Origin of the sequence: Actinocorallia sp. B10E7, from assembly GCF_039871655.1 — a bacterium.
Lineage (GTDB): Bacteria > Actinomycetota > Actinomycetes > Streptosporangiales > Streptosporangiaceae > Actinocorallia.
Genome location: NZ_JBDPLZ010000003.1, coordinates 102,049 through 126,148 on the forward strand (window position 1 = coordinate 102,049; position 24,100 = coordinate 126,148).

A 24,100-nucleotide genomic window follows, 5' to 3' on the forward strand; every position below is an offset into this window, starting at 1 on the left:
CACTGAAAAGCGGCTCCAGTGGAACTTCCCTGGCAACTCAAGAATCAGGCGACTGGTCATCCGGTGTGGAATCGGCCCTTGGTGCGCCTTGTGTACTAAGGCGTAATGTAATTCTCGAAATTAAGGGAAATGGGCCCGTCATGTTACGCCGTCGTTAAAATAAACACACTGGTCAAGTGTCGGAGAAATCTCTGTTGATAGCGACTTCGGAGAGGGAAACGACGGACCCGGCGTCCAGTACGAGCTCTTTCGGAGCCGGATGGCCGAGAAAAGCGAGCAAACCGGCGGTGAGCCCGTACGCTCCCACGTTGGGCACCGCGACCAGGTCCCCCGGCCGCAGCTCGGGCAGGGTCACCCCCTGGCACCAGGTGTCCAGGGGAGTGCACAGCGGTCCGGCCACGGTGCAGTCGGCGACCTCGCCGCCGCGGTGCTCCACGGGAAGCAGATCGGGGACGATCCGCGGTATCCGTCGCAGCCCGGACATGCCGCCGAGGTGGTTGATACCGGAGTCGAGGACCACGAAGGTGCGGCCTTTGGACTCCTTGACGTCCAGGACGCGGTTGACGAGGCGGCCGCAGCCGCCGGCCAGATACCGTCCGGACTCGAAGGAGACCAGCGGATCGCCGGCCTGCCAGCCGGGTACCGCGTGGTCGAGGACCTTCTCCAGCCTCGGCCGCAGCCCGGTGAAGTCCGGCCGCTCTCCGGACCTGGCGTAGGGCATGCCGAAACCACCGCCCAGATCGAGCTCGGCCAACGGCACGCCGAGGGCGGAGCCGACCAGCCCGGCCAGCCTGAGGCTCGTCTCGAACTGGCGGAAGAGCACCTCGCCGTCCTCGATGTTGGTGCCCATGTACAGGTGCAGGCCGCGCACGACCGCCGCACCGCTGCGCCGGAAGAGCTCGGGCCGGGCCAGGACCCATGAGGCGTCCGCGCCGAACACCGAGGCGGTACCGGTCATGGAGAGCCCCATGCCCGGCACGGGCTCGTCGGCGTTCACCCTGAGCAGGCAGTCGGCCTCCACGCCCGCCCGCGCCGCGTGGGCGCCGATCCGCGCGAGGTCCGTCGGGGAGTCGACGGAGAACCGGCGAACCCCGTTCCCGAACGCCTTCCTGAGGTCTTCGGGGCTCTTGCCAGGACCGGTCATCAGGACACGGTCGGCGGGGAAACCGGCGGCGAGGGCCGCTCCGACCTCTCCCGCCGAGGCGATCTCGGCGTGGCAGCCGGCCTCGGCGAGGACCGACGCCACATGCGGGTGCGGGTTGGCCTTGACCGAGAAGTAGATCCGGCTGGGATCGGGGAGGGCCGAGCGCAGATCGGAGTGGGCCCTGCGCAGGTCGTCGCGGTCGTACACGTAGAGCGGAGTCCCGTGTTCCCGGGCGAGGCGGGCGAGGTCCATCAGGCCTCCCCTCCCAGCGCGGCGACCGCCCGGCGGTCCAGCTTGCCGTTGGCGCCCAGCGGCAGCTCGGGAACCACCCGGCACCGCCGGGGGACCTTGAAGTCCTCGAGCCGGGAGGACAGCTCCCGGAGGACCTCGTCGGCGGAGAGGTCCGCGCTCACCACCAGGACGGAACCCGCGCCGTCCCGGGGCGGCAGCACCGCGGCCTGCCGCACTCCGGCGACGTCCAGCGCCGCGGCCTCCACCTCGGTGGCGCTCACCCGGAAGCCGTTCTCCTTGTACAGGTCGTCGTCGCGTCCCACGAAGTACAGGTGTCCGTCCTCGTCGAGACGGCATTTGTCGCCGGTGAACAGCAGCGGCTGGCCGAACGCGTCGCGGCGGAACCTCCGCGCGGTCAGCTCGGGGGCGTTCCAGTACCCCGCCATCACGTGGCCGCCCCGGACGACCAGCTCCCCGGTCTCGCCGACCGGCACGGGCTCGCCCCGGTCGTCCAGGATCAGGACCTCGGTGCCGCGAAGAGGGCGGCCCATGGTGCCCGGCCGGGAGACGTCGGCGTCGGGCTCGCTGATCGAGACCCGCTTGCACTCGGTCAGCCCGAACATCGAGACCACGCCGAGTCCCGGCATGGCGTCCCGGAGCCGCTGCGCCACCCCGCCGGAGAGAGCGGCCCCGGAACTCGTGATCATCCGCAGGCCCTCGGGAGCCCGCCGCCCACGCCGGATGAGGGTCAGGAGCGTGCCCGCCAGCGACGGCACCAGCGGCAGGACCGTCGGGCTCTCCTCCTCGAGCCTGCGCAGCAGCGCGGGACCGGCGTCCTCGGGAGTGGCGAGGATCAGCTCCGCTCCGCCGAGGCAGCTCAGGAAGACCTGGTAGAGGCCGTAGTCGAAGGAGAGCGGCAAGCACGAGAAGATCACGTCGTCGTCCCGGTAGCGGAGCCGGTCCTGGATCGCGTCGGCCGCGAAGAGCACCTGGGCGTGCGTCGAGACCACGGCCTTGGGCTCCGACGTGCTGCCCGAGGTGTAGATGAGGCCGACCGGGTCGATCGAGGGGAACTCGACGGCCGCGAGTTCCTCGGCCGCCGGTCCCTCCGCCTCGGCGGGCAGTTTCTCGAGCCGTTCCCAGGGCAGTCCCGCCCGCGGCCCGTCCCGCGCGGTGAGCAGGAGCTTCGGGGTGCAGTCGGCGACGACCCGCTCGAACCGGGCTTCCGGCAGGCGGTCGCTGACGACCGCGTACAGGGCGCCGAGACGGGAGACGGCGAACACCGCGGCCACCGTCTCGGGCGCGTGGGGGGCGTCGATCAGGACGCGGTCGCCCCGGCCGACCCCCAGGGCGCGCAGCCTCTCCGCGATGGCGAGGCTGCGCCGGCCGAGCTCGCCGTAGGACCAGGAGACGCCCGCGGACCGGAGCGCCGGGCGTTCGGGGGAGCGCAGGACCCGGACGTCGAGCATGTCGTGCACATGAAGATGGGGCGCGCTTTCGATCACGACGGGACGATAAGATCACGAGCCGCCCGCCTACCGCTCAAGAGTGCGCATCGCTCAAAACAGTGCATCCTCCCGGAGGGGCCGCAGGGTACCGTCCCGGCCCGTGACCGCACTCGCAGCCCGGTCCGCCCGGGAACTCGTCCTCGCCGGCGTCGGCGGCGACGCGCACTCGGTGGGCCTGATCACGCTGGCCAGGAGCCTGGCCGGGGCCGGATACCGCGTCCGCTACCTGGCGACGCAGAACGCCCTGGCCGAGCTGTGCTCCGGAGCCGTGGGCGCCGACGCCGTGCTCGTGTCGAACATGGACGGGCACGCCCGCTACTACCTGGCGGACCTTCCCCATTTCCAGGACCTGTACGGGGTGGCCGGGCTGCCGTGGTTCCTCGGCGGGAACCCGATGATCACCGCGGACGAGGAGGGCGTCGAGGAGCTGCGCCGGCTCGGCTTCCGCAGGGTGTTCCCCGGCTACGTCGATCCGGCCGAGGTCGTGGCGATGCTGGACGCCGAGCTGGCGGCGGGCCCCGGCGGCGGGCCGGGAGAGCTGACCCGTCCGGCCCGCCGCGGCGGTGGTGCCGGCGTGCCCCGCGCCGACCCGCTGGCGGAGCGGCAGCTCGTGCTGAGCCGATGGGCCACGGGCGCCGAGGCCGCGGACCTCGACGGCAACGCCAGGTCCCTGCTGGGCTCGACCTGGCTGAGCGACGTGCAGGCGCAGGCCGCCGCCGAAGGGCGCGTCCTGATCCACCCGCGCACGGGCGTGGCCGGGGTCGGCGAGCAGCTCGAGCTCTTCCACGGGCTCCGGGAAGCCGGGGCCGACGTGCTGTCGTTGCAGATCGACTCCCTGACCCGCAACAACGCCTACGAGGAGGCCGAGGCGGCGATCAAGGAGTGGTCCGCCCGGGGGGAGGGCGGAGGGCTGAACGGCTACCCCGCCGTGAACCACGGCGTGGTGGCCCTCCGCGGCTTCTCCGGAGAGCTCGAGGGCACGCCGCTGCAGGTGCGGCACTCGACCAGGGACCCCCGGCTGCTCGCGGAGATCTCCTTCGCCGGCGGCGTGGCCGCGTTCGAGGGCGGGCCCATCACCTACAACCTGCCCTACTACCGGGACTACGACCCGCGCGAGGCGCTGAGCCGGTGGAGGTACGTCGACGCGCTGGCCGGGACCTACCGGGAAAGGTTCGGGATCGTCATCGACCGCGAGTTCTTCGGGGTGCTGACCGCGAGCCTCGTCCCGCCCTGCCTCGCGCTCGCCGCCGACGTCCTCGAGGCCCTGCTCGCGGCCGCGGAGGGCGTGCGGTCGGTCTCCCTGGGCTATGCCGAGCAGGGGAACCGGGTCCAGGACGTGGCGGCGGTCCGGGCGCTGCGCCGCACGGCTGAGAGGTACCTTGCCGAGCACTTCGGCGAGGAGGTCGCAGTACACACGGTTTTTCACCAGTACATGGGTGCCTTCCCCCTGTCGGAGGAGAAGTCCCGTGAGCTGATCGAAGGGTCGGCCGTCACCGCGCTCCTCAGCGGCGCGACGCGGCTGATGCTGAAGACCCATGTCGAGGCGGTGCGCATCCCGACCCTTGACGACAACATCGCGAGTCTTCGGCTGGTCGAGCGGGCCCTGGCCGGCCCGGCGGGTCAGGAGCCGTCCTGGGACGCGGTCGCGGCCGAGGAGGAGCTGATCGTCAGGGAGACCGTCGCGATCGTGGACGCCGTACTCGCCGCGGGAGGCGGCCGGGTCGCGGAGGGGGTCGTCCGCGCCGTCGAGGACGGCCTGCTGGACATCCCGTTCTCGCCCAGCCTGTGGAACAGGGGGCAGGCACTTTGCGCGCGCGACGAGAACGGCGCGGTCCGCTTCGCCGACGCGGGCCGCATCCCGTTGCCGCCAGATGTGCTCGCACACCACCGCTCCCTCGTCGAGGCGAGAAGGCGCCGCGGCCGGCGGAGCGTGGAGGAGCTGGTCCTCGAGGACGTGCTGAGCGTCGCCCGCGGGCGGTTCGACACCTGGCCGCTGGGCTGAGGCGTCGCGTCCCTCGTCGCGGGGTCTCGGGGGACGGCGGCCACCCGTCGGCGCCGTGCGGCGTCGGCCGCGACCTCTAGGCGGGGTCGCCCTGGACGACCAGGCTCTGCTCGGCCTCGGCCGCGCGCTCCAGGCACTCGGCGTGGTCCGCGCCGGTGACCACCGCGACCGCCAGGCGGGACAGAAAGCCCCTGGGCGGCAGCCGGAGGACCTCACCCGGCTTGGCGAGCACCGCGAAGCGGTCCAGGCCCGGCACCGGAGGCAGCTCGACCGAGCGCACCCGGATGTCCTCTTTCGGGTAGAACAGGCGGACGGCGGCCGCGCCGGCCGTGGGCTCCGCCGCCGCGGTTCCCGGAACGGCGGCTCCCAGCGCCACGTCCGCCGCCGCGCCGGCCGCGTCGACGCCCAGCGCCAGTCGGCCGAGGTAGGGGATGAGGTCACCGCCGAGCCTGGCGTTGATCTCCACGATCCGGGGTCCGGAAGAGGTGAGGCGCACCTCGGTGTGGGTGGTCATCGAGTCCAGCCCGAGCGCCGCGTGGGCCTTCTTCACCAGGGCGACCGCGTCGTCCAGGCCGGGGGCCGGGCGGGCGGGGACGATGTGCCCGGTCTCCTCGAAGTACGGGGGGAACCCGATCATCTTCTCCGCGACCACCAGTACCCGGGTCTCGCCCCCGGTGGTGACCGCGTCGACGCTGTACTCGGGGCCGTCGAGGAACTCCTCGACCAGGACGCCCGGGTGGGCCACGGCGGACAGGCCGGTCCGCGCCCCCAGGACCGCGTCGAAGACGCGGCGGAGGGCGTCGGGAGAGTCGACGCGGACGACGCCGATGCTGCCCGAGAGCGCGCGTGGTTTCAGCACGACCGGATAGCCGATCCGTTCCGCCGTCACGAGCGCGGTCTCCAAGTCGTCCGCGGTTGCGAACCCGACGGGGGACAGCCCGGTCTCGGCCAAGGCCCGGCGCATGGCGCTCTTGTCCTTGCACAGTGCCACGGCCCGGGCGCCCGGCCCCGGCAGCCCGAGCTCCTGCGCGGCTCGCGCGGTGCTCTCGACCAGCCGCTCGTCATAGGTGATCATCCCGCGGGGCGAGAGCTTCCCGGCCTCCGAGACGAGGTGCTCCGGCGACTCGAGGTCGACGGACGCGTGCGCCGTCACATAGGGCTTCTCCCACGTCGGCCGCCGGTAGGCGAACAGGGCGAGCGGGGCCCGCTCGCTCATGGCGGCGAGCGCGTACTCCCGGAGCGTCCGGTCCCCGCTGCCGACGACGATCAACGGTCCCTCGTTCATGGTCGGCACCATAACCGGCCCCCACACGCGCGGCCTGCGCATTATTGAGCACCGGCCGGGCGGCGGGGCCGACCGGCTCCCTCTCACCCCGGCCGCCCGTCGTCTCAGGCGGTGACGTCGTTCCAGTGGTCCCAGACGATGTCGACATGGGTATAGGCCGCGTCGAAGGTGAGGACGAAGCCCTCCCGGCGCCAGACGGTCGTGCCGAGGCCGTCCCCGCGTCCGGCAGGTCAGTCCGCCACGCGGGCCGTGGCGGTCATCGCGGTCTGGCCGTCGTTGCGGACCAGCTTCAGGTCGTACACGTTCTTCTCCGCGGACGGGGCGCCGACGATGGTGAAGGGGAGGCCGACGAAGAGAGGAGCGGTCGCGCGGAAGGAGAACTCGGTGAGCTCGCGGCCGGTGCGGGCGCGCACGGACTCGGCGAGGGTCATCGCGGACAGGGGGCCGTGGACGACGAGGGCGGGGTAGCCCTCCTCCGCGGTGGCGTAGGCGTGGTCGTAGTGGATGCGGTGGGAGTTGAAGGTGACGGCGGAGAAGCGGAACAGGTCGACGGGGGTGCGCAGGAGGTCCTCGGCCCAGCCGTTCTCCGGCGCGGGTTCGCGGTGGGTGCCCTGCGGGGCCGGGACGGGGGCGCCCTGGGCCCGGTAGACCAGGTCTTGTTCCTCGATCAGGAGTGTCCGCCCGTCGTGGGTGAGGCGGTGTTCGACCGTGACGACCAGGAGGTCGCCGGAGCGGGCCTGTTTGCGGTCGGCGCGCAGGACGGAGGAGACACGGGTGGGCCGGGTGCCCAGTCGCAGGTCGCCGAGGACGCGGACGCGGCCGCCCGCCCACATGCGGCGGGGGAGGCCCTCGGTGGGGCCGCCCGGGGGGATCTCGGGGTGGCCGTCGGGGCCCAGCGCGCGGGTGGGGGCGGTAGGGGTGCCGAAGGCCCAGTGCCACAGGACGGGGAGGGAACCGCCGTCCTGGAGTTCCGAGCGGTTGTCGAGCACGGCCGCGACCTTGCGGGCGTGGTCGGTGTGGAGCGGGAGCTCGGTGACCTCCGGGATGCCGAAATCAGCCGGTTCGAGGTCCATCGTGTCGTGCTCCTTCAGGTGCCGAGGCGGGCGCGCAGGTCGTTCTTCAGGACCTTGCCGGCCGCGTTCACCGGCAGTGCGTCCACTACGTGCACCTGGCGGGGCACCTTGTAGTTGGCCATGTTCTGCCGGGCCCAGGCGATCAGCTCGTCCGCGTCCAGGGTGGCACCCCGCCTCGCGACGACGAACGCCGCCCCCACCTCGCCCATGCGTTCGTCGGGGACGCCGACGACGGCGCTCTGCGCGACGGACGGGTGGGAGTCCAGGAGCTTCTCGATCTCGGCGGGGTAGGCGTTGAAGCCGCCGACGATGAACATGTCCTTGATGCGGTCGGTGATGCGGATCCGGCCGTTCTCGTCGATCACGCCGATGTCGCCGGTACGGAGTCGGCCGTCGGCGTCGACGGTGGAGGCCGTCTCCTCCTCCTCGCCGAAGTAGCCCTTCATCACGGTGTAGCCGCGCACCAGGATCTCGCCTTCGACGCCTGCGGGAGTGGGCAGGCCCTTGGCGTCGACGGTGACGACCTCCAAGCCGGGCAGGGGGCGGCCGGCCGTGGAGGCGATGATCTCCGGCGGGTCGTCGTAGCGGCACATGGAGACGATCGCGCAGGATTCGGTGAGGCCGTAGCCGGTGACGATGTGGGAGAAGCCGAGCTCCTCCTTGATGCGCCGGAGGATCGCGGGCGGGACGTTCGCCGCGCCCGTCACGGCCAGCCGCAACCCGGAGACGCCGTCCGAGCTGAAGTCGGGGTGCTCCAGCATCGTCTGGTACAGCGTCGGAGTGCCGGGCAGGACCGTCACCCGCTCTTCGCGCACCACCTTCAAGACGTGCGGGACGTCCAGGGTGCGCTCCGGCAGTATCGTCGCGCCGACGATGAGCGAGGCCAGCCAGCCGGCCTTGTAGCCGAACCCGTGGAAGAACGGGTTCACGACGAGGTAGCGGTCGCCTTCCCGCAGCCCTACGACCGCGGCCCACACCGCGTAGGCGCGCAGCGTCTGGGCGTGGGTGCACATAGCGCCCTTGGGATTGCCGGTCGTACCCGAGGTGAACAGCATGTCTGACAGGTCGTCGGGGCTGATCTCGGCGGCCCGTGCGTGCACTCGCTCCGCGGTGACGGACGATCCGGAAGCCACGAAATCGTCCCAGGAGGTGTGCCGACCGGCCCGTCCGGAGAGAACGACGACCTTCTCCAGGTCGGGCAGCGCCGCGTAGGGGCGGCCGTCTCCCGTGCCGCCGATGGCGTCCTCGAGCGAGGCGGGGTAGTCGCGTCCGAGGAACTCGTCGATGACGCACAGGATCCTGGCCCGGCTCTTGCTCAGGATGAAGGCGGCCTCCTTGCCCTGGAACCGGGTGTTGAGCGGCACGAGCACGCCTCCTGCGCGCTGGAGGCCGAGCGCGGCGACGATCCAGCGGGCGGTGTTGGGCGACCAGACCGCCACCCGGTCGCCCCGTTCCAGTCCAGCCGCGAGGAAAGCGGCGGCGGCCTCGGCCACGGCGGCGTCGAGCCCGGCGTAGGTGATCCGGACGTCGCCGTCGACGATCGCCTCGGCGTCGCCGAGGCGGGCCGCGGCTTCGGTGAGCAGGCCACCGGTGGTGCCCCAGCGCAGGTCTCCGCGCGGGTCGACGAAGTCGTCCTGGTCTGCCGTGGGGGTGGTGGTCACCTTGTTCCTCCGGGAAACGGGGCCGCGAGGGCGGAGTGGGGGGAGACACGGAGCGGTATGTTCAATAACATATACATTCTGCAATGGGGGCATGGTGCGTTCAAGGCCGTCGCCCCGACCGTAATGACGTCAGCCCAGGGAGGCGGGATCGTGGCCCGATTGCTCGAGGACAAGATCGCCATCGTGACGGGAGCCGCGCACGGCATCGGCCGCGGGCACGCACTGGAACTGGCGAAGCACGGGGCCAAGGTGGTCGTCGCCGACCTCGGCACCAGCGTGCAGGGCGAGGGCAGAGGCGACGACGCGGACGAGGTCGTCGAGCTGATCGCCAAGCGCGGCGGCACCGCCATCGCGGACTTCGCGGACGTCGCAGATACCGAGCAGGCGAAGGCGCTGGTCGAGCGGACCGTCACGGAGTTCGGACGGATCGACATCGTGGTGAACAACGCGGGCATAGCTCGCGACAAGGTCATCTGGAACATGACGCCGGAGGACTTCGACGCCGTCATGCGCGTCCACGTGCGCGGCACCTGGCTGATGACGCACCTGGCCTCACGGCACTGGCGGTCCCGTTACCAGGCCGGGGAGCGTTTCACCGGGCGGGTGATCAACACGACCTCGGGCGCGGGCCTGGCCGGCAACTTCGGCCAGTCGAACTACGCGACGGCCAAGGCCGCGATCGTCGGGCTGACCCTCACCACCAGCCTGGAGCTGGCCCGGTTCGGCGTCACCGTCAACGCCGTCGGACCCGGCGGCATGACCCGGCTGACCGCCACCATGGGCAAGGACCTCAAGGCGTTCGAGCCCGACGAGCTCGCCGAGGACGAGTACCACCCGATGGACCCGGCGGGCAGCTCCCCACTGGTCGCCTGGCTCGCCAGCGACGAGGCCCAGCACGTCAGCGGCCAGGTCCTCCGCGCCATCCACGACAAGATCTACCTGATGGGCGGCTGGACCGAGGACGCCGTGATCTCCAGCGACGAGAAGAAATGGCATGCCACCACGCTCGGGGCGCGTCTGGCCACCGACGTCTTCCGCACCCGGGCACCCGGGCTGCGCTGACCGGCCGACCGTCGAAGGAGAACAAGTGGAGTTGCAGGACACTCCCGAGCCGGCGGCCTTCCGCGCGGAGGCCCGCGCCTGGTTGGGCGAGCACGCGCCCGCCTTCTCGGGCAGGGTGAAGCACCGGCTGCACTTCGAGTCCGCCGAGTCCGCCTCCGCCTACGAAGAGGCCGAACGCGCCAGCCTGGAGGCCGCCAAGGACTGGCAGGCCACGCTGCGGGCCGGGGGCTGGGCGGCGATCTCCTGGCCCGAGGCGTTCGGCGGGCGGGGCGGGACCCCCGGTCAGGAAGCCGTCTTCGCCGAGGAGTGCGAACGGTTCGACGTCTCCGTCGGGCCGCTGATGATCGGCCTGAAGATGGTCGGGCCGACGCTGATGCGGCACGGCACCCGAGCGCAGTGCGCCGAGCACCTGCCGCCGCTGCTGAACGGAGAGCGCGTCTGGTGCCAGCTCTACAGCGAGCCCTGCGCCGGCTCGGACCTGGCGGCTTTGCGTACACGGGCTGTGCTCGATGAAACCACCGGCGACTGGATCGTCACCGGCCAGAAGGTGTGGACGTCGTCGGCGCGGGTCGCCGACTGGGCGATCCTGCTGGCCCGCACCAACGTCGACGTGCCCAAGCACCAGGGCATCACCTACTTCCTCGTCGACATGCGCACCCCCGGCATCGAGGTGCGGCCGCTGCGCCAGATGAACGGCTCCTACCACTTCAACGAGGTGTTCCTCGACGAGGTGAGGGTTCCGGCGGGCAACGTCGTCGGCGAGGTCGACGCGGGCTGGAAGGTCGTGCACACCACGCTCGCCGCCGAACGCGCCATGATCGGTGGAGGCGGCGGCGAACGGGCGAGGGCTCTGGTGGAACTCGCCCGCGCCTGCGACCGGATCGACGACCCGGTGATCCGGCAGCGCATCGCCGAGGTCTACACCCTGGACGAGATCCTGCGCTTCCTGGGCCTGCGCATGCGAGCCGCGATCACCAGGGGAACGCCCCCGGGACCCGAGGGCTCGATCATGAAGCTGCTGGTCGCCAGGCGCGCCCACCTCGCGGGCGAGGCGGCCCTGGCCATCGAGGGCGCCCGCGGCCTGCTCGTCGGAGAGGACACCCCCGGCGGAGGCGCCGGACAGCAGCAGCTGCTCAGCGCGCAGGGCCTGCGGATCGGCGGAGGCACCGACTTCATCCAGCTCAACGCCATCGCCGAACGCATCCTCGGCCTTCCCCGGCAGCGGCACCCCGACAAGGATGTGCCGTTCAGGATGACGACCGCCCAGCGAGACGGGAGCTGACGATGCCCCTTTCCCCCGACCAGCCCATCATCGACACGATGATCGGATTCCCGATGCGGGACCCGAAGGCGACCTACGGGTTCATCACGAAGCAGACCAAGGACGCCGAGTCCGGGAAGCTGAAGATGCCCGCGGGCTACATGTTCAAGGACGTGCCCGACCAGGCCGAGGAGCAGGAGCAGATCGATCCGGTCGCCGTGACGCTCGGCCAGATGGACGCCCACGGCATCTCCGTCGGCCTCGTCGGCGTCCGCGGCGAGGACGGCAAACGGGCGGTCACCGAATTCCCCGACCGGTTCGCCGGCTGCCTCTCGGTGGACCCGAACAAGGGCATGGACGCCATCCGGGAGATCGTCTCGGCGCATTCCGAACTCGGCATCAAGGCCGTCGACGTCTTCCCCGCCGGAACGAACCCCCAGGTCGCCATCAACGATAAGAAGATGTATCCCGTCTACGCCAAATGCGTGGAGCTCGGCCTTCCCATCTTCGTCTGCGCCGGAATCCCCGGTCCGCGGGTCCCTTTCGAGCCGCAGAAGGTCGAATACATCGACGAGGTGATGTTCGACTTCCCGGAACTGGTGATGGTCACCCGCCACGGCTGTGAACCCTGGGTCGACCTGGCCGTGAAACTCATGCTCAGGTGGCCCAACCTGTACTACTCCACCAGCGCCTTCGCGCCGAAGTACTACCCCCGGGAGATCATCGACTACGCCAACTCCCGGGGCGCGGAAAAGGTCATCTACGCCGGTTACTACCCGATGGGCCTGACCCTCGACCGCATCATGAAGGAACTGCCGAACGTCCCCCTCAAGGACGACGTGCGGCCGAAGTTCCTCCACGACAACGCCAAGCGCGTCCTGAATCTCGAATGACAGGGATCTGTTTCTCCCACCCCCGGAGGATCTCGTGACCGACACCGTCCCGGGCCGTTCGGCCTCTTCCGTCACCCTGCGCTGGACCGCCGACCAGTCGTTGAGCGAGGACATGCGGAGCCTGCTGTGCGGCCCGGGCGGCCCGTTCGAGCGGGTCACCGAAGAAGTCCTCGGTTCTCCCGTCGAGGTCTTCGTCCAGCGCGCCCCGCACCTTCCGGCCGTGCTCGCCGGGGCGGCCGAACGCAACCCCGGCACCGGGTACTGCGTCTTCGACGGCCCCGAACCCGAGACCCTCACCTACGGCGAGGCGCTCTCCCTGGCCGCCGCCTACGCCGAGGTCCTGGCCGGCACGTACGGCATCGGCAAGGGGGATCGGGTCGCGGTCGCCGCGCCCAACGGCAAGGAGTACCTCCTGACGTTCTGGGCGACGCTCTCGCTCGGCGCCGTCATGGTCGGCCTCAACGGCTGGTGGGCCCCCGCCGAACTCGACCACGGCATCACCCTGACCGAACCCAAGGCGGTCTTCGGCCTCGGCCGCCCGCTGGAACGCCTGGGGCGGACGGAGTTCGCCGCGAAGGGCGGCCTCCCCGTCTCGCTGCGGGACCTGCACGAGGCCGCGCTCTCCGTCCACGATCCGGGACGAGGCCTGCCGGACGTCGCGATCGCCGAGGACGACCCGGCCGCCATCCTGTTCACCAGCGGGACCACGAGCCTGCCCAAGGGCGCGACGCTCTCACACCGCAACTTCGTGCATTTCGGTCTGTTCGGCGGCCTCGGCGGCGCCGTCGTGGTCGTGAACGGCGGCGGTAGGTACCGTCAGATCCCGCCGGACGTGCAGCGGACGTCGATCTGCTCCAACCCGTTCTTCCACGTCTCCGGGGTGGGCCCCGCCCTGGTCATAGCGCCGTCGTTCGGCTCCAGGCTGGTCTTCCCCGAGCCGGGACGCTGGGACGCCGAACGCGCCCTGAAACTGACCGACAAGTACGAACTCACCCAGTGGCACGGCGTCCCGACGCACTTCTGGCGCATGCTCACCCACCCCGACTTCGAGAAATACAGCACCGAGCAGGTCGCCGTCATCGGCAGCGGCGGCTCGACCTTCGCCCCCGAACTGCTGCGCCTGTTCGAGGAGAAGATGCCCGGCGTCCAGATCACCAACGGCTACGGCATGACCGAGACGACCGGCGGCGGCACCTTCCTCAACGGCCCCGAGATGGACGGCCACCCCGCGTCCGTCGGAGCCCCCGCCCCCACCATGGAGATCCAGGTCCGAGACTCCGAGGGCGACCCTTTGGGCGAGAACGAGGTCGGCGAGGTCACCATCCGCGGCGCCGGTGTCTTCCTCGGCTACTGGAACAATCCCGAGGCCACCGCCAAGGCCTTCGCCGAGGACCGCTGGTACCGCACCGGCGACTACGGCCGCATCGTCGACGGCGTCCTCTACCTCGAGAGCCGCATGCGCGACCTCATCATCCGAGGCGGCGAGAACATCTACCCCATCGAGATCGAATACCGCCTCGTCGAACACTCCTCGGTCGCCGACGCCGCCGTCATCGGTGTCCCCGACCAGGTCCTCGGCCAGCAGGTCAAGGCCTTCGTCGTCCTCGAGCCCGGCGCCGAGCCCCCCTCCGAGGAGGAGCTCTGCTCCTGGGTCGCCGAGAAACTCGCCGCCTTCAAGGTCCCCGCCTTCGTCGAGTTCCGCGACGCCCTCCCCTACAACGAGACCGGCAAGGTCCTCAAACGCCGTCTCGAGGAGGACGAGCCGCCCACCTGACCCTCGCGGCAACGAAAGAATTTTTCGGGCATGATGGGCCGGTGCGTGAAGAGTCGACGTTGCGGCTGCAGGGCTCCTGGGGGCACGCCGAACCGCCCGATCCCACGAAGGTCGAGGCCGCGCTCGCGCCGTTCGGCGTGGAGCTGGCCGGGGCGGTGGAGGCAGGGCCGGGCGAGCTTCGGATTCCGTTGCTGATCCCCATGACGGTGGATCACCTGGACGTCGCCGACGCGGTGGTGGACGCGCTGGAGCTGCCGTCACCGCGGATCCGCTTCGAACACGGGTCCGGCGTCCGGGGGATTGCGGGGTCCGGCTACCACTGCTCCTGCGGCGGGGTGGACGGCGACCACGTCGACGGGTGCCCGGGGGCGGACGCGTGAGCTGGAAGCCGCCCATGCCGCTGGGCTACGTGGAGAGCATCCAGGCCGTCGGCGGGTTCGCGGCCCCGCTCCTGGCCGGCGGCAGTTTCACGATGGCGGTGCTGGCCCTGCAATCGTCCGCGTCGCCGTCCGCGGCGGTCAGCCGATGGCCCGACGCCGCACTGGCGCTGTTCGTCGCCGCGGGGCTGATGCAGATCGGCACCGTCCAGGCGACGGCGTGGACGCGGCGGTACATGTGCACGCCGGGCGACCTGCTCCAGTGGTTCCCCGGCGAGCAGACGGACGGCGAGCCGAGCCCGTTCCTGCGCGGCATGCAGGAGAGCCACATGCGGCAGGCGCACCGCTGGGCGAACATCGCGCGGGGCTTCTACCACGCGGGGGTCCTCGCCCTGCTCACCGGTCTGCTGGTCGCCTGTGTGCCGCCGGGCGCGCTCAGCGGCCCGCGCTGGGCGGTCCTCGCGGTGTGCGGCGCGGGAGTGGCGGGTGAGCTCGCCTGGCTGGTCAGGGCGGTCTTCCTCGAGCGGAGACTGCGCCGGGACGCGTGGTCCGATCTGGCGATCCTGCTCGCGGTGCTCACGGCGATGATCGTTCCAGGCGTCTGGGACGGCTGGCCCGCACGCCTCTGGAGCGCCGCCGCGCTGGTGCTCTGCCTGCTGCCCGTCGCGCTGCGCAGATCCGTCACCCCCGCCGTCAGCCTCCTGGCCGGAGCGGTCGGCCTGCTGCTCCAAGCCCCCCGGCCCGTCGTCGCGGCGGTGCTGGCGCCCGCCCTGGTGCTCGCGCTCTTCGCGCTCACCGACCTCCTCCGCCGCCAGCGTGCCTTGGGCACCTGACCACCAGGGAGTGAACGATGGACCTCCGGTCTTTGCAGAAGCTCATGGACGCCGTCGACCGGGTCCACGAGTCCGGGGACCTGAACCACGTCGTCGAGGACGGGTTCACGGAGATCCTCACCCAGGCCTTGCGCGACTGGGACGGCGAGGACACCGAGCAGGGCCTTGTGCTGGGCGTCTTCTGCTTCTACCGCTACCTCGTGACGAAGGAGCGGACCGACATGCTGCTCGCCGTCATGACGCTCACGCCCTGCCTTCTGTACGACGACATGGCGCTGCCGCCCGACATGCTTCCCTTCCTCGCCGACTACTCCGTCTGCGAGGCGGAGGAGCTGCGCCGGGAAGCCCGTGATTCGCCGGATCCGGCACTGGCCGAGCGGGCGGTGTCCGCCTGGAGGCGGATCGTCTCCGCCACCCCGGAGGACCACCCCCGGTACACGGACCGTCAGCGTTCCTTCATCAGAGCGTTCCGGCTGCTCTTCGCCCGGCGAGGGGACACCGCCGAACTCGACCGTGCCGTGGCCGACGCACAGCGGGAACTGGCCCGGCAAGGCCATCCGGATCGGCTCGTCACCCTGTGGAAGCTCCACGAGGCCTTCGAGGAACGCTACGAGGCCACCGGGAACAAGGCCGACCACGAAGCCGCGCTGGCGTGCGCCGAGGAGATGGCGGCCTGGGCCGTCAACGGTGATGCCACGGGCGCCCAGCTGGCGTTCCTGTACGGAGAGAAGCTCTACCGGAGGTTCCTCCGGGACCCCGGCGCCTCGGATCTGCGCAAGGCCATCGCCTTGGTGAACCAGGCGTCGCAGGTTCCCTGTCCCGAACAGCCGGCCCGGCTGCTCGTCCTCGCCCAGGCCCTGCGGATCGAGTCCGCCGCGGCAAGGGATCCCCGGCTCCTGGACGCGGCGATCGGGCTCCTCGAGCAGGCGAACGGGCTGGTCCGGCGGGATCACGAGGACTACCCGCGGATCCAGTCCACTCTGGCCGGGCTCTACTTCCTGCGCTGGGGCAAGAGCGGGTCCGACGATCTCGACCGGGCGCAGGCGGCCGTCACGGAGGCCGCCATGTGCCTTCCGAGAGACGCCTCCCTGAGCCACCTCTCGTCGGCGATCTGGTTCGCCCGATACGAGCACACGGGCGATGGCGAGTTCCTCTACAACGCCTTGGTGACCGGTGAGCGCGCCGCGAGGAGACGTGCGGGCGACGCGGACGTCCTGTCGCATCTCAGCCGGGTCCAGGCGAGCTGGTACGCGCGGACGGGATCCGTGGGCGACCTGGACCGCGCGATCGCGAACGGCCATGCCGCCGTCGACCTGCTCGCACCCGACGACCCGCGCAGACCCGCTCATCTCTCGGAGCTGGCGTTCACCCACTTCAGGCGTTTCAGCTCCCGCGGCGAGCCGGAGGCCCTGCCCAGGGCGATCGACCTGTGGCGCGAGGCCGCCGCCCTGGCACCCGATGACCACGTCCGGGCGGCGAACCTCGCCTACGGACTGCGGCACGGCTACGAGGCGACGCACGACGCCGGCCGGCTGGACGAGGCGATCATCGAGGGAGAGCGCGCGCTGAAGCTCGCCCCCGCGGGCGGCCCCGCCCGGCCGAAGATCCTGCTGGCCCTCGGTGCCGCCCTCCGGTTGCGCGCCGGGCGCACCGGGGACGCCGGAGACCTCCGGCGTGCCGCGGACGCCGTCGACGAGGCGCTCGGCCGTCCCGGGCTCGCCCCTGTGACCGAGATGGCGCTCAGGCTGGAACAAGCCGAGCTCGCCTCCGCGGCCGGCGCCCCGGCGGAGGCGTTGCGGGCCTTCGAGGCGGCCGTCGGGCTGCTCCCCGGGATCGCGCTGCGCAGCCGCCACCACGAGGACCGCGAGTTCGAGCTGGCCGTCCACAGTGGCCTGGGCGCCAAGGCCGCCGCCACCGCGGTGGCGGCCGGTCGTCCCGATCGTGCACTCGAGCTGCTGGAACAAGCACGAGGCGTTCTCGCCGACACCCTGCGCGGCGCCTCCGCGCCGGCCGCGTCCGACCTGTGCCGCGCCGCCGCCCGCGGCCCCGTCGTCACGGTCAGCGCGACGGAGACGAGCGGGCTGGCCCTGCTCGTCACGCCACGGGGCGTCCACGCCGTCCCGCTGCCCGACCTGACCACCGCCGAGGCCATGACCAGGCACAAGGACCTCAAGGCGGCCCTCGGCCTCGTCCAGGACCCCGCGACGGACGGGACACGGCGGGCACGGGCGTGTGACGACATCCAGGAGGTCCTGGCCTGGCTCTGGCGCGTCATAGTCGGCCCGGTACTGGACGCGCTGGGCGCGATCGGCTGGACCGGCGACCGGCTGTGGTGGTGTCCGGCGGGTGTGCTCGCGCTGCTCCCTCTGCACGCGGCGGGAGACGGGAACGGCTCGGCCATGGAGCGAGTCGTGTCCTCCTATGTCCCGACCGTCCGGGCGCTGGGCGCCGTACTCCCGGGCACCGCGCCGCGCGGGGGAGCGCTGGCCGTCGCGATGAGCAGGACCCCGGGCCAGGCCCCGCTGCCGAACGCGGCGTCCGAGGCGCACAGCCTCAGAAGCCTGCTCGGCGCGACGGTCCTGCGCAACGAGCAGGCGACCCGCGACGCCGTCCTCTCCGCCCTGCCCGGCAACCGGATCGTGCACTTCGCCTGCCACGCGGACGCCGACACGCACGACCCCACCCGCGGCCGCCTGCTCCTTCACGACCGGCCGCTCACCCCGCGCGAGATCCTCCCTCTCCGGCTGGACGCGGACCTGGCCTACCTCTCGGCCTGCGCCACCAGCGACGTCCTCTCCATCACCGCCGATGAGGCCCTGCACATCACGGCGGCCTTCCACCTGGCCGGCTTCCGCCACGTGATCGGCACGCTCTGGCCCATCGACGACGAGGCGGCCGCCGGCATCACCCATGCCTTCTACACCCGTATCGCGGCCCAAGGCCCCGACCAGGCCCCGCGTGCCCTCCACGCGGCCGTTCTCGAACTCCGCCATGCGCATCCGGACAGACCGGAGCTCTGGGCGTCCCACCTCCACGTCGGCCCTTGACCAGCGGGGGCTGACCGGGATGCCCCCGGCTCGGATGTCGGCCCGCAGCCCTGAGGCACAGCTCGTCGCGGTGGCATCCGTACCGGACGGCGTCGCCCGCTCAGCCTCGGCCGAAGGGGGAGACGGCCTCCTGGGCTTCGAACAGCTCGTCGCCGTGCTCGGCGATCCACCGGGCCAACGCGGTCATGGGGCCGTCCACGAGACTCCGCCCGAGATCGGTGAGCCGGTAGTCGACCCGGGGCGGCGCCTGCGCGTACCCGCGCCGCTCCACGAGCCCGTTCGCGACCAGCCGTCGCAGCGCCTCGGTGAGCACCTTGTCGCTCATCCCCCCGATCGCCGAACGCAGCTCGTGCCTGCGGCGCTGGCCCTGCTGGAGTGCGGCCAGCACGACGGGGTCCCAGGTGTGCGCGAACAGCTCCGCCGCAGCCCGCAACCGGCAGTCCGCTATCAGCTCGTGACATTCGCTCACAGGCACCATGCTCGCACCCCGCCGCGTACCGATCGGTGCGTATCGCCCTGTCTACCGTGCTCCCATGAACATCGGAATCCTGGGAACCGGGAATCTGGCCGAGGGCCTCGGCGCCGCCTGGACGCGCGCCGGACACGAAGTGGTGATCGCGGGACGGTCGCCCGACAAGGCGAAGGAACTCGCCGACCGCCTGGGCGGGGGTGTGCACGCCGCCACACCCCGCGAAGCCGTCACCGGACGGGACGCGGTCCTGCTCGCCGTGACCTGGACGGGCGCCGCGGACATCCTGCACAGTGCCGGAGCGTCCGAGGGCCTGCTCGAAGGGACGCCGCTCATCGATCCCACGAACGCCGTGGAGCACGGCGTGGGCGTCCTGCTGACGGGGACCGACTCGATGGCCGAGCGGATCGCCGCACTCGCCCCCGGCGCGCACGTCGTCAAGGCCTTCCACCTTTTCCCCTCCACGCAATGGACGAATTCCCACGCCCCGGATCAGCCCCCGGTGACCGTCGCGATGTGCGGCGATGACCCGGCCGCGCTGAAGACCGTCGGCGACCTGGTCCGCGACCTCGGCGGCGTCCCCGCGGTGCTGGGCCCCCTGACCCGCGCCCGCCAACTGGAGGAGGTGGCGGGTTTCGTCATCGGCCTGGTCTTCTCCGGCGTCGACCCGAACTCCGCGTTCCCTCGAGTCGAATGACGCCACGGCCGTGAGCGGAATGCGGTCGTCGTGCCCCCCCCGACGGACAGACCGTCGATTCCGGCGCCGCTGCCGATGATCTGGTAGCGTCGTCATGCACGCGACCGACCCGAGGAGGTGAGACCCATTACCGCTGTATCAGGCTGGGTGCTCTCCTCCCTCACGGCTGCGCGGTCCATCTGACGTAGGTGGCCCTGGGAGCGCCCGCAGGCATCCCGAAAGGCAACGAACCTATGCGCTTCACTTCGGAGACGACCTCGAACGGCGTCTCGGAACAGCTCTTCGTCATCGACGACATCCCGGGCGTGCTCTGGTCGCCCGTCGGCGCCACCGGCGGCCGTCCTCTGGTGCTGCTGGGCCATGGCGGCGGCCAGCACAAGAAGGCCCCCGGTCTCGTGGCACGGGCCCACCACTACGTGAGTTCCCGCGGCTTCGCCGTGGCGGCCCTCGACGCGCCCGGACACGGCGACCGCCCGAGAACCGAGCAGGACGAACGGTTCGTCGCGGGCATCAGGGAAAGGGCGGCGGGCAAGCCGGTCGGCTCTCTCATCGCCGACTACAACGCCTCACTGGCAGAGCGTGCCGTTCCCGAGTGGCGCGCGGCCCTGGACTCCCTCCAAGAGCTCGACCACATCGGCACGGGCGGACCGATGGGTTTCTGGGGCGTGTCGATGGGCAGCGCGATCGGCGTGCCGCTCGCCGCCGCCGAACCGAGGATCGCCGCCGCCGTCTTCGGCCTCACGGGCCGCGAAGCCCTGGCCGAAGCGGCGGCCCGGGTCACCATCCCGGTCCAGTTCCTGCTGCAGTGGGACGACGAGCTGGTGCCGCGCGACTCCGGTCTCGCGCTCTTCGACGCCTTCGCCTCCCGCGAGAAGACGCTCCACGCCAACCCCGGCGGCCACGTGGGCGTACCCGCGTTCGAGCTGGAGAGCTCACAACACTTCTTCGCCCGCCACCTCCTCCAATCCGACGCTTCCGACACGGCGGGGTGACCGCCGACCTCCGGCTGGAGGAGGAATCCGGCCTCGTCTGAGAGCAAGGCGCGGGTGGACCTGTGCAAGATGGGCCCACCCGCGGGGGCTCTACCAGCGGCTCGTCCGGTCTCGACGGGATGGGCTCGGGGCGCGACCCCGGACGAGCGGGAGGAACACTTCGTCCACGATCTCGGTCAGTGCCGTGTCGGAGACCGAGGGGGTTCCCCGGAGCGTGTACTCGCCGCGCAGCAGGGTGACCGGCAGCGAGGCCACGCGTGGGTGGACGGCTTCTGGCGGTGCCTCGCCCCGCGCCACCGCGCGGCTGAGCAGGGTCAGCCAGGCCGTGTCCATGGCGCTGCCGCCGGCCTGCTCGCGCAGCAGGCCGAGGAGCCGCGGATCGTCGCCTGCGGCGGCGAGGAGTTCCCTCAGAACGGCGCCCTGCGGCGAGGACCAGGTCGCGTTCGCCTGCCGGAGCAGTGCCAGCGCGTCGCCGCGCAGGGTGCCTGTGTCCGGTACCGCGATCCGCGCCTCGGCCAGGTGGCGGTACGCGGCGACGCCGAGCGCCGCGCGGTGCGGCCAGCGGCGGTAGATCGTGTTCTTGTTGGTGGCGGCGCGCCGGGCGACCTTGTCCATGGTCATTCCCGCGTAGCCCGATTCCCGCAGCTCCTCCGCCGCGGCCTGGAGGATCGCCTGCTCCAGCGCCGGACCCCGTCGCCGCAGGGGAGTCTCCCCACCGCGCCGAACGCCTTCCTCGGCGGATGCCATGCCGTGCCCCTCACCCTCGGGAGTCCGCGAACTCCGACCGCCGCCCAGGGTACGCCCCGTACACCTGTACACCTTGAATCCAGGCTGACCCCATGCCATTTAGAGTACGTTGAGTACCTCATTGGCGATGGTCCACTCCGCCGCGACCCTGCTGGGAGGTCCTGATGCGCGCCTACGGTCTCACCTACGACACCGGCTTCCCGACCGCCGGAACCACCACCCACGAGCCCTACGACCCGGACGTGGTGCGCCGCGAGATGAAGGTCATCCGCGACGAGCTGTACTGCGACGCGGTCCGCGTCACAGGAGGGAACCCGGACCGCCTCGAGACGGCCGCACGCCACGCGGCCGACGTCGGCCTGGAGGTCTGGTACTGCCCGTTCACCAACGGCCTCACCCGGGACGAGCTACTGGCGTTCCTCTCGGACAGCGCCGAACGCGCCGAGCGTCTGCGCGGGAACGGAGCCGAGGTCGTCTTCCTCACCGGCTCCGAGATCAGCCTCTTCACCCACGGTTTCCTCCCTGGAGACAGCATCGAGGAACGGCTGGCGGTGCTGGCCGATCCCGAGCGCATGCGCGCCGCGCTTCCTCTGCTGCCCTCCCGCGTCAACGCCTTCCTGGCACAGGCGGTCTCCGCCGTACGCGCCCGCTTCGACGGCCCGGTCAGCTATGCCTCCCTGCCTTTCGAAGGTGTTGACTGGTCGGTGTTCGACATGGTCGCCACCGACGCCGGCTACCGCGACGCCACGACCCCGCCCGACTTCGGCGAACGCCTGCGAGAACAGACCTCGCAGGCCAAACCGTTCGCCGTCACCGAGTTCGGCTGCGTCACCCACCGCGGAGCCGCCGCCCTGGGCGGACGCGGCGACTCCATCATCGAATGGGACGAACACGCTCGCCCCGTCCGCCTGACCACCTCCGTCATCCGAGACGAGCAGGAACAGGCCACCTACATACGCGAACTCCTCGGCCTTTACGACGAAGCGGGCGTGGACACGGCCTTCGTCAACACCTTCGCCCGCCGCGACCTGCCCACCTCCGCCATCCCCGAGCGCGACTTCGACACCGCCAGCTTCGGCATCGTCAAAACCCTGGAGCCCGGCGACACGGGAACGACCCACCCGGGCCTGCCCTGGGAGCCCAAAGCCGCCTTCCACGCCCTGGCCGACTACGGACGTGCGAGGGCGGCCATCCGCAATGGGGAAAGCGGTGGGCTTCGGTGATGACACGCTTGGTGGTGAGGCCGCGCCGCCCCTGATCGCACGGCGGGGCGGCGCGTCCACGCGAGGTCTACCAGCGGCTCGGTTTCCGGTAGGTGAGGCCGAGCTTTTCGGCGCCGTTCCTGGTGCCGCCGATCATCTCCGCGAAGGACTTCGGATCGTTGGTCCGCAACGATTCGACGACCTCCACGGCCACATCCTGCGGAGCCCGATCCCCTACGTCGATCACGAGACCGAACTGGACCGAGGGATCCTCGAAGGAGTCCGTGCGTGCCGGGTGGCGGAACGTCAGGCGCGCGATGTCGAAGTCCACCGGCCAGGCCGTGCACCAGCCGGGGGCGCAGTCCCACCGGCCCAGGACGTCGGGCTCGGCGCGGAGCCGTTCGACCAGCAGCCGGGCCACGGTCCTGGCGGGCCACTCCCAGCCGTGGTCCCGCTCGGCCCGGGCGACCTCCCGGTCGTAGGCCGCCGCGTCGAACCGGACCTCCTGCGGCGGGCCGCCCGGTGCCGAGGAACGCCAGTCCCGCCAGACCACCTCCGCACCCTCACGGACGATCGTGACGTACAGGCCGCCGCAGCATCCCTCGGTGCAGTACGCCTCGGCGAGCCTGATCTCCTTCGGCTCGCTCGTGGCCCTGAGCCGCCCGCTGTAGATCAGGTCCTCGGGGCTCTCGGCGGGTCCCTTGTCGAACGCGGCCACCACGACCGGCATCCCGTCGATCACGACCCTGGCCTCCACCTGGGAAAAGCCGACGGGACGCGGATCGGGCACCACGACCCGGACGGCGAACCTCTCGGCGAAGACACCGCTCCTGCCCCTCTCTTCGAGGACCCATGCGGCTCGTCTGGCCTCGACGGGGTCACTGGAACGAGCGCTGCGGTCCAGCACCGCGGTCCACGTTCGGGAGACCAGGACATTCCCGATCAGTTCGACGAGCTCCTGACGGAGCGTGCCCGCCACCAAGGCGGCCGGTCCCGTGCGCAGGTCCTCGGCGACCGAGACCAGAAGAGCGGACCGCTCCAGCGTCGCCGGTCGCCGGTCCGCGAGATCGACCCAGCGCCGATAGACGGTCAACGCGTCCAGGTACTCGCTGATCTCGGACCGGTAGTTACGGGTACAGTTCATAGCGATCAGCAGATTCCCGACCTGGTCCCAGAGCGCGTCGTCCACGTCCGCCCGGTCGAGCAGCCGGGCCAGATCGCAGAGCTCGGCGATCCGCCGCGCGAGTTCGCTGGAGAGCAGTTCTCTCGGCGTCGACAGCACCCAGGCACGGACGACCGGGTCCGTATGCCAGGCCAACGCCTCCACCGCGGCGATCCGTGCGGGGACCTCTGACCGTTCGGCGAGCCAGAGGAGGTCGCGCGCCGCGGTCGGAATCCGCGCCAACGCCTTCACCACGGGCCGGGCGGCGAAGGGCAGCAGCCCGATCATCCTGATCGACGGGACGTCGCGTTGTTCGGCGTTGCCGCAGAGCAGCCCCAACCCGACGAGAACGGCTCGCCGGTCGGTCCCGTTCGCGATGAGCCACCGGGCCGCCTCGAGGAGCCGTCGCGGAGGTTCGGGCGTGAGGTCCTGGAGGACACGTTCCGCGTCCTCGGCTTTGAACGGCAGCCGACTGCACCTGTCGTGCAGATCCTGAGCCGACGACGTCCGCCCGTCGAGGAACTCCTGCAGTACGCCCGCCAAGGCGGACCTGCGTTCTGAAACCGGGACATACGGCCGGTTGCCGCAGTCGGGAAGGGAAAGGCCTTCATCGGGAAGCGGGCCATCAGGGTTCAGCCGATGCAGCCGCCGCGCGTGTTCGAGCAGAGGGACGGGGGAAT

The 24,100-nt window shown here is 71.3% G+C and carries 19 protein-coding genes; 11 read left to right on the forward strand and 8 right to left on the reverse strand.

Going from position 1 to position 24,100, the window contains the following annotated elements:
* Window positions 1-172: 172 nt before the first annotated feature.
* Window positions 173-1,396 carry a type III PLP-dependent enzyme gene (locus ABGB12_RS10285; RefSeq protein ID WP_347676359.1) on the reverse strand — a complete coding sequence of 408 codons (1,224 nt, stop codon included), beginning with the start codon at window positions 1,394-1,396 and terminating at the stop codon, window positions 173-175.
* Window positions 1,396-2,880, reverse strand: a complete 1,485-nt coding sequence (locus tag ABGB12_RS10290) for a class I adenylate-forming enzyme family protein (RefSeq protein WP_347676361.1) — start codon at window positions 2,878-2,880, stop codon at window positions 1,396-1,398. The genes ABGB12_RS10285 and ABGB12_RS10290 overlap by 1 nt, the downstream gene beginning before the upstream one ends.
* A gap of 103 nt (window positions 2,881-2,983) precedes the next feature.
* Between ABGB12_RS10290 and ABGB12_RS10295 the strand changes: the two genes are divergently transcribed.
* Window positions 2,984-4,885, forward strand: coding sequence for a methylaspartate mutase subunit E (locus tag ABGB12_RS10295; protein ID WP_347676363.1), 1,902 nt, complete (start codon window positions 2,984-2,986; stop codon window positions 4,883-4,885).
* 76 nt (window positions 4,886-4,961) lie between these two features.
* Here the strand turns inward: ABGB12_RS10295 and ABGB12_RS10300 are convergent, their stop codons facing one another.
* The 3 genes from ABGB12_RS10300 to ABGB12_RS10310 all read right to left on the reverse strand — a co-directional run bounded on the left by ABGB12_RS10300 (window position 4,962) and on the right by ABGB12_RS10310 (window position 8,904).
* On the reverse strand, window positions 4,962-6,170 hold the full coding sequence (locus ABGB12_RS10300; protein WP_347676365.1) for an ATP-grasp domain-containing protein: 1,209 nt from the start codon (window positions 6,168-6,170) through the stop codon (window positions 4,962-4,964).
* Between the two features lie 230 nt (window positions 6,171-6,400).
* The gene (locus ABGB12_RS10305; RefSeq protein WP_347676367.1) at window positions 6,401-7,243 is read right to left on the reverse strand and encodes a hypothetical protein; all 843 of its coding nucleotides are present in this window, start codon (window positions 7,241-7,243) and stop codon (window positions 6,401-6,403) included.
* A 14-nt stretch (window positions 7,244-7,257) separates the two neighbouring features.
* Window positions 7,258-8,904 (reverse strand): FadD3 family acyl-CoA ligase, encoded by a 1,647-nt coding sequence (locus tag ABGB12_RS10310; protein ID WP_347676369.1) that lies wholly within the window; start codon window positions 8,902-8,904, stop codon window positions 7,258-7,260.
* A 150-nt stretch (window positions 8,905-9,054) separates the two neighbouring features.
* On the opposite strand from ABGB12_RS10310, the gene ABGB12_RS10315 reads away from it, so the two are divergent.
* Genes ABGB12_RS10315 through ABGB12_RS10345 form a run of 7 tightly spaced genes read left to right on the forward strand, consistent with a single transcriptional unit; the run spans window position 9,055 to window position 18,151 of the window.
* Window positions 9,055-9,966 (forward strand): SDR family NAD(P)-dependent oxidoreductase, encoded by a 912-nt coding sequence (locus ABGB12_RS10315; RefSeq protein WP_347676371.1) that lies wholly within the window; start codon window positions 9,055-9,057, stop codon window positions 9,964-9,966.
* A gap of 25 nt (window positions 9,967-9,991) precedes the next feature.
* The gene (locus ABGB12_RS10320) at window positions 9,992-11,248 is read left to right on the forward strand and encodes an acyl-CoA dehydrogenase family protein (RefSeq protein WP_347676373.1); all 1,257 of its coding nucleotides are present in this window, start codon (window positions 9,992-9,994) and stop codon (window positions 11,246-11,248) included.
* Between the two features lie 2 nt (window positions 11,249-11,250).
* Window positions 11,251-12,120 carry an amidohydrolase family protein gene (locus ABGB12_RS10325; protein WP_347676375.1) on the forward strand — a complete coding sequence of 290 codons (870 nt, stop codon included), beginning with the start codon at window positions 11,251-11,253 and terminating at the stop codon, window positions 12,118-12,120.
* 34 nt (window positions 12,121-12,154) lie between these two features.
* A complete protein-coding gene (locus tag ABGB12_RS10330) occupies window positions 12,155-13,894 on the forward strand; it encodes a class I adenylate-forming enzyme family protein (RefSeq protein WP_347676377.1) in 1,740 nt (579 codons plus the stop codon).
* Window positions 13,895-13,935: 41 nt separating this feature from the next.
* Window positions 13,936-14,274 carry a hypothetical protein gene (locus tag ABGB12_RS10335; RefSeq protein ID WP_347676379.1) on the forward strand — a complete coding sequence of 113 codons (339 nt, stop codon included), beginning with the start codon at window positions 13,936-13,938 and terminating at the stop codon, window positions 14,272-14,274.
* The gene (locus tag ABGB12_RS10340; protein WP_347676380.1) at window positions 14,271-15,104 is read left to right on the forward strand and encodes a hypothetical protein; all 834 of its coding nucleotides are present in this window, start codon (window positions 14,271-14,273) and stop codon (window positions 15,102-15,104) included. The genes ABGB12_RS10335 and ABGB12_RS10340 overlap by 4 nt, the downstream gene beginning before the upstream one ends.
* 17 nt (window positions 15,105-15,121) lie before the next feature.
* A complete protein-coding gene (locus ABGB12_RS10345; protein ID WP_347676382.1) occupies window positions 15,122-18,151 on the forward strand; it encodes a CHAT domain-containing protein in 3,030 nt (1,009 codons plus the stop codon).
* A gap of 100 nt (window positions 18,152-18,251) precedes the next feature.
* Here the strand turns inward: ABGB12_RS10345 and ABGB12_RS10350 are convergent, their stop codons facing one another.
* Window positions 18,252-18,620: a helix-turn-helix domain-containing protein gene (locus ABGB12_RS10350; protein WP_347676384.1), complete on the reverse strand. Its 369-nt coding sequence runs from the start codon at window positions 18,618-18,620 to the stop codon at window positions 18,252-18,254.
* Window positions 18,621-18,684: 64 nt separating this feature from the next.
* On the opposite strand from ABGB12_RS10350, the gene ABGB12_RS10355 reads away from it, so the two are divergent.
* The gene (locus tag ABGB12_RS10355; RefSeq protein ID WP_347676386.1) at window positions 18,685-19,317 is read left to right on the forward strand and encodes an NAD(P)-binding domain-containing protein; all 633 of its coding nucleotides are present in this window, start codon (window positions 18,685-18,687) and stop codon (window positions 19,315-19,317) included.
* Between the two features lie 233 nt (window positions 19,318-19,550).
* On the forward strand, window positions 19,551-20,309 hold the full coding sequence (locus ABGB12_RS10360) for an alpha/beta hydrolase (RefSeq protein ID WP_347676388.1): 759 nt from the start codon (window positions 19,551-19,553) through the stop codon (window positions 20,307-20,309).
* A gap of 90 nt (window positions 20,310-20,399) precedes the next feature.
* Here the strand turns inward: ABGB12_RS10360 and ABGB12_RS10365 are convergent, their stop codons facing one another.
* Complete coding sequence (locus tag ABGB12_RS10365; RefSeq protein WP_347676389.1) at window positions 20,400-21,056, reverse strand: TetR/AcrR family transcriptional regulator; 657 nt, start codon at window positions 21,054-21,056, stop codon at window positions 20,400-20,402.
* Window positions 21,057-21,220: 164 nt separating this feature from the next.
* On the opposite strand from ABGB12_RS10365, the gene ABGB12_RS10370 reads away from it, so the two are divergent.
* Entirely contained in the window at window positions 21,221-22,279 is a 1,059-nt protein-coding gene (locus ABGB12_RS10370; RefSeq protein WP_347676390.1) for a hypothetical protein, read from the forward strand.
* A gap of 67 nt (window positions 22,280-22,346) precedes the next feature.
* Here ABGB12_RS10370 and ABGB12_RS10375 read toward each other — a convergent pair whose 3' ends face one another.
* The gene (locus tag ABGB12_RS10375) at window positions 22,347-23,963 is read right to left on the reverse strand and encodes a hypothetical protein (protein WP_347676391.1); all 1,617 of its coding nucleotides are present in this window, start codon (window positions 23,961-23,963) and stop codon (window positions 22,347-22,349) included.
* Window positions 23,964-24,100: the final 137 nt, after the last annotated feature.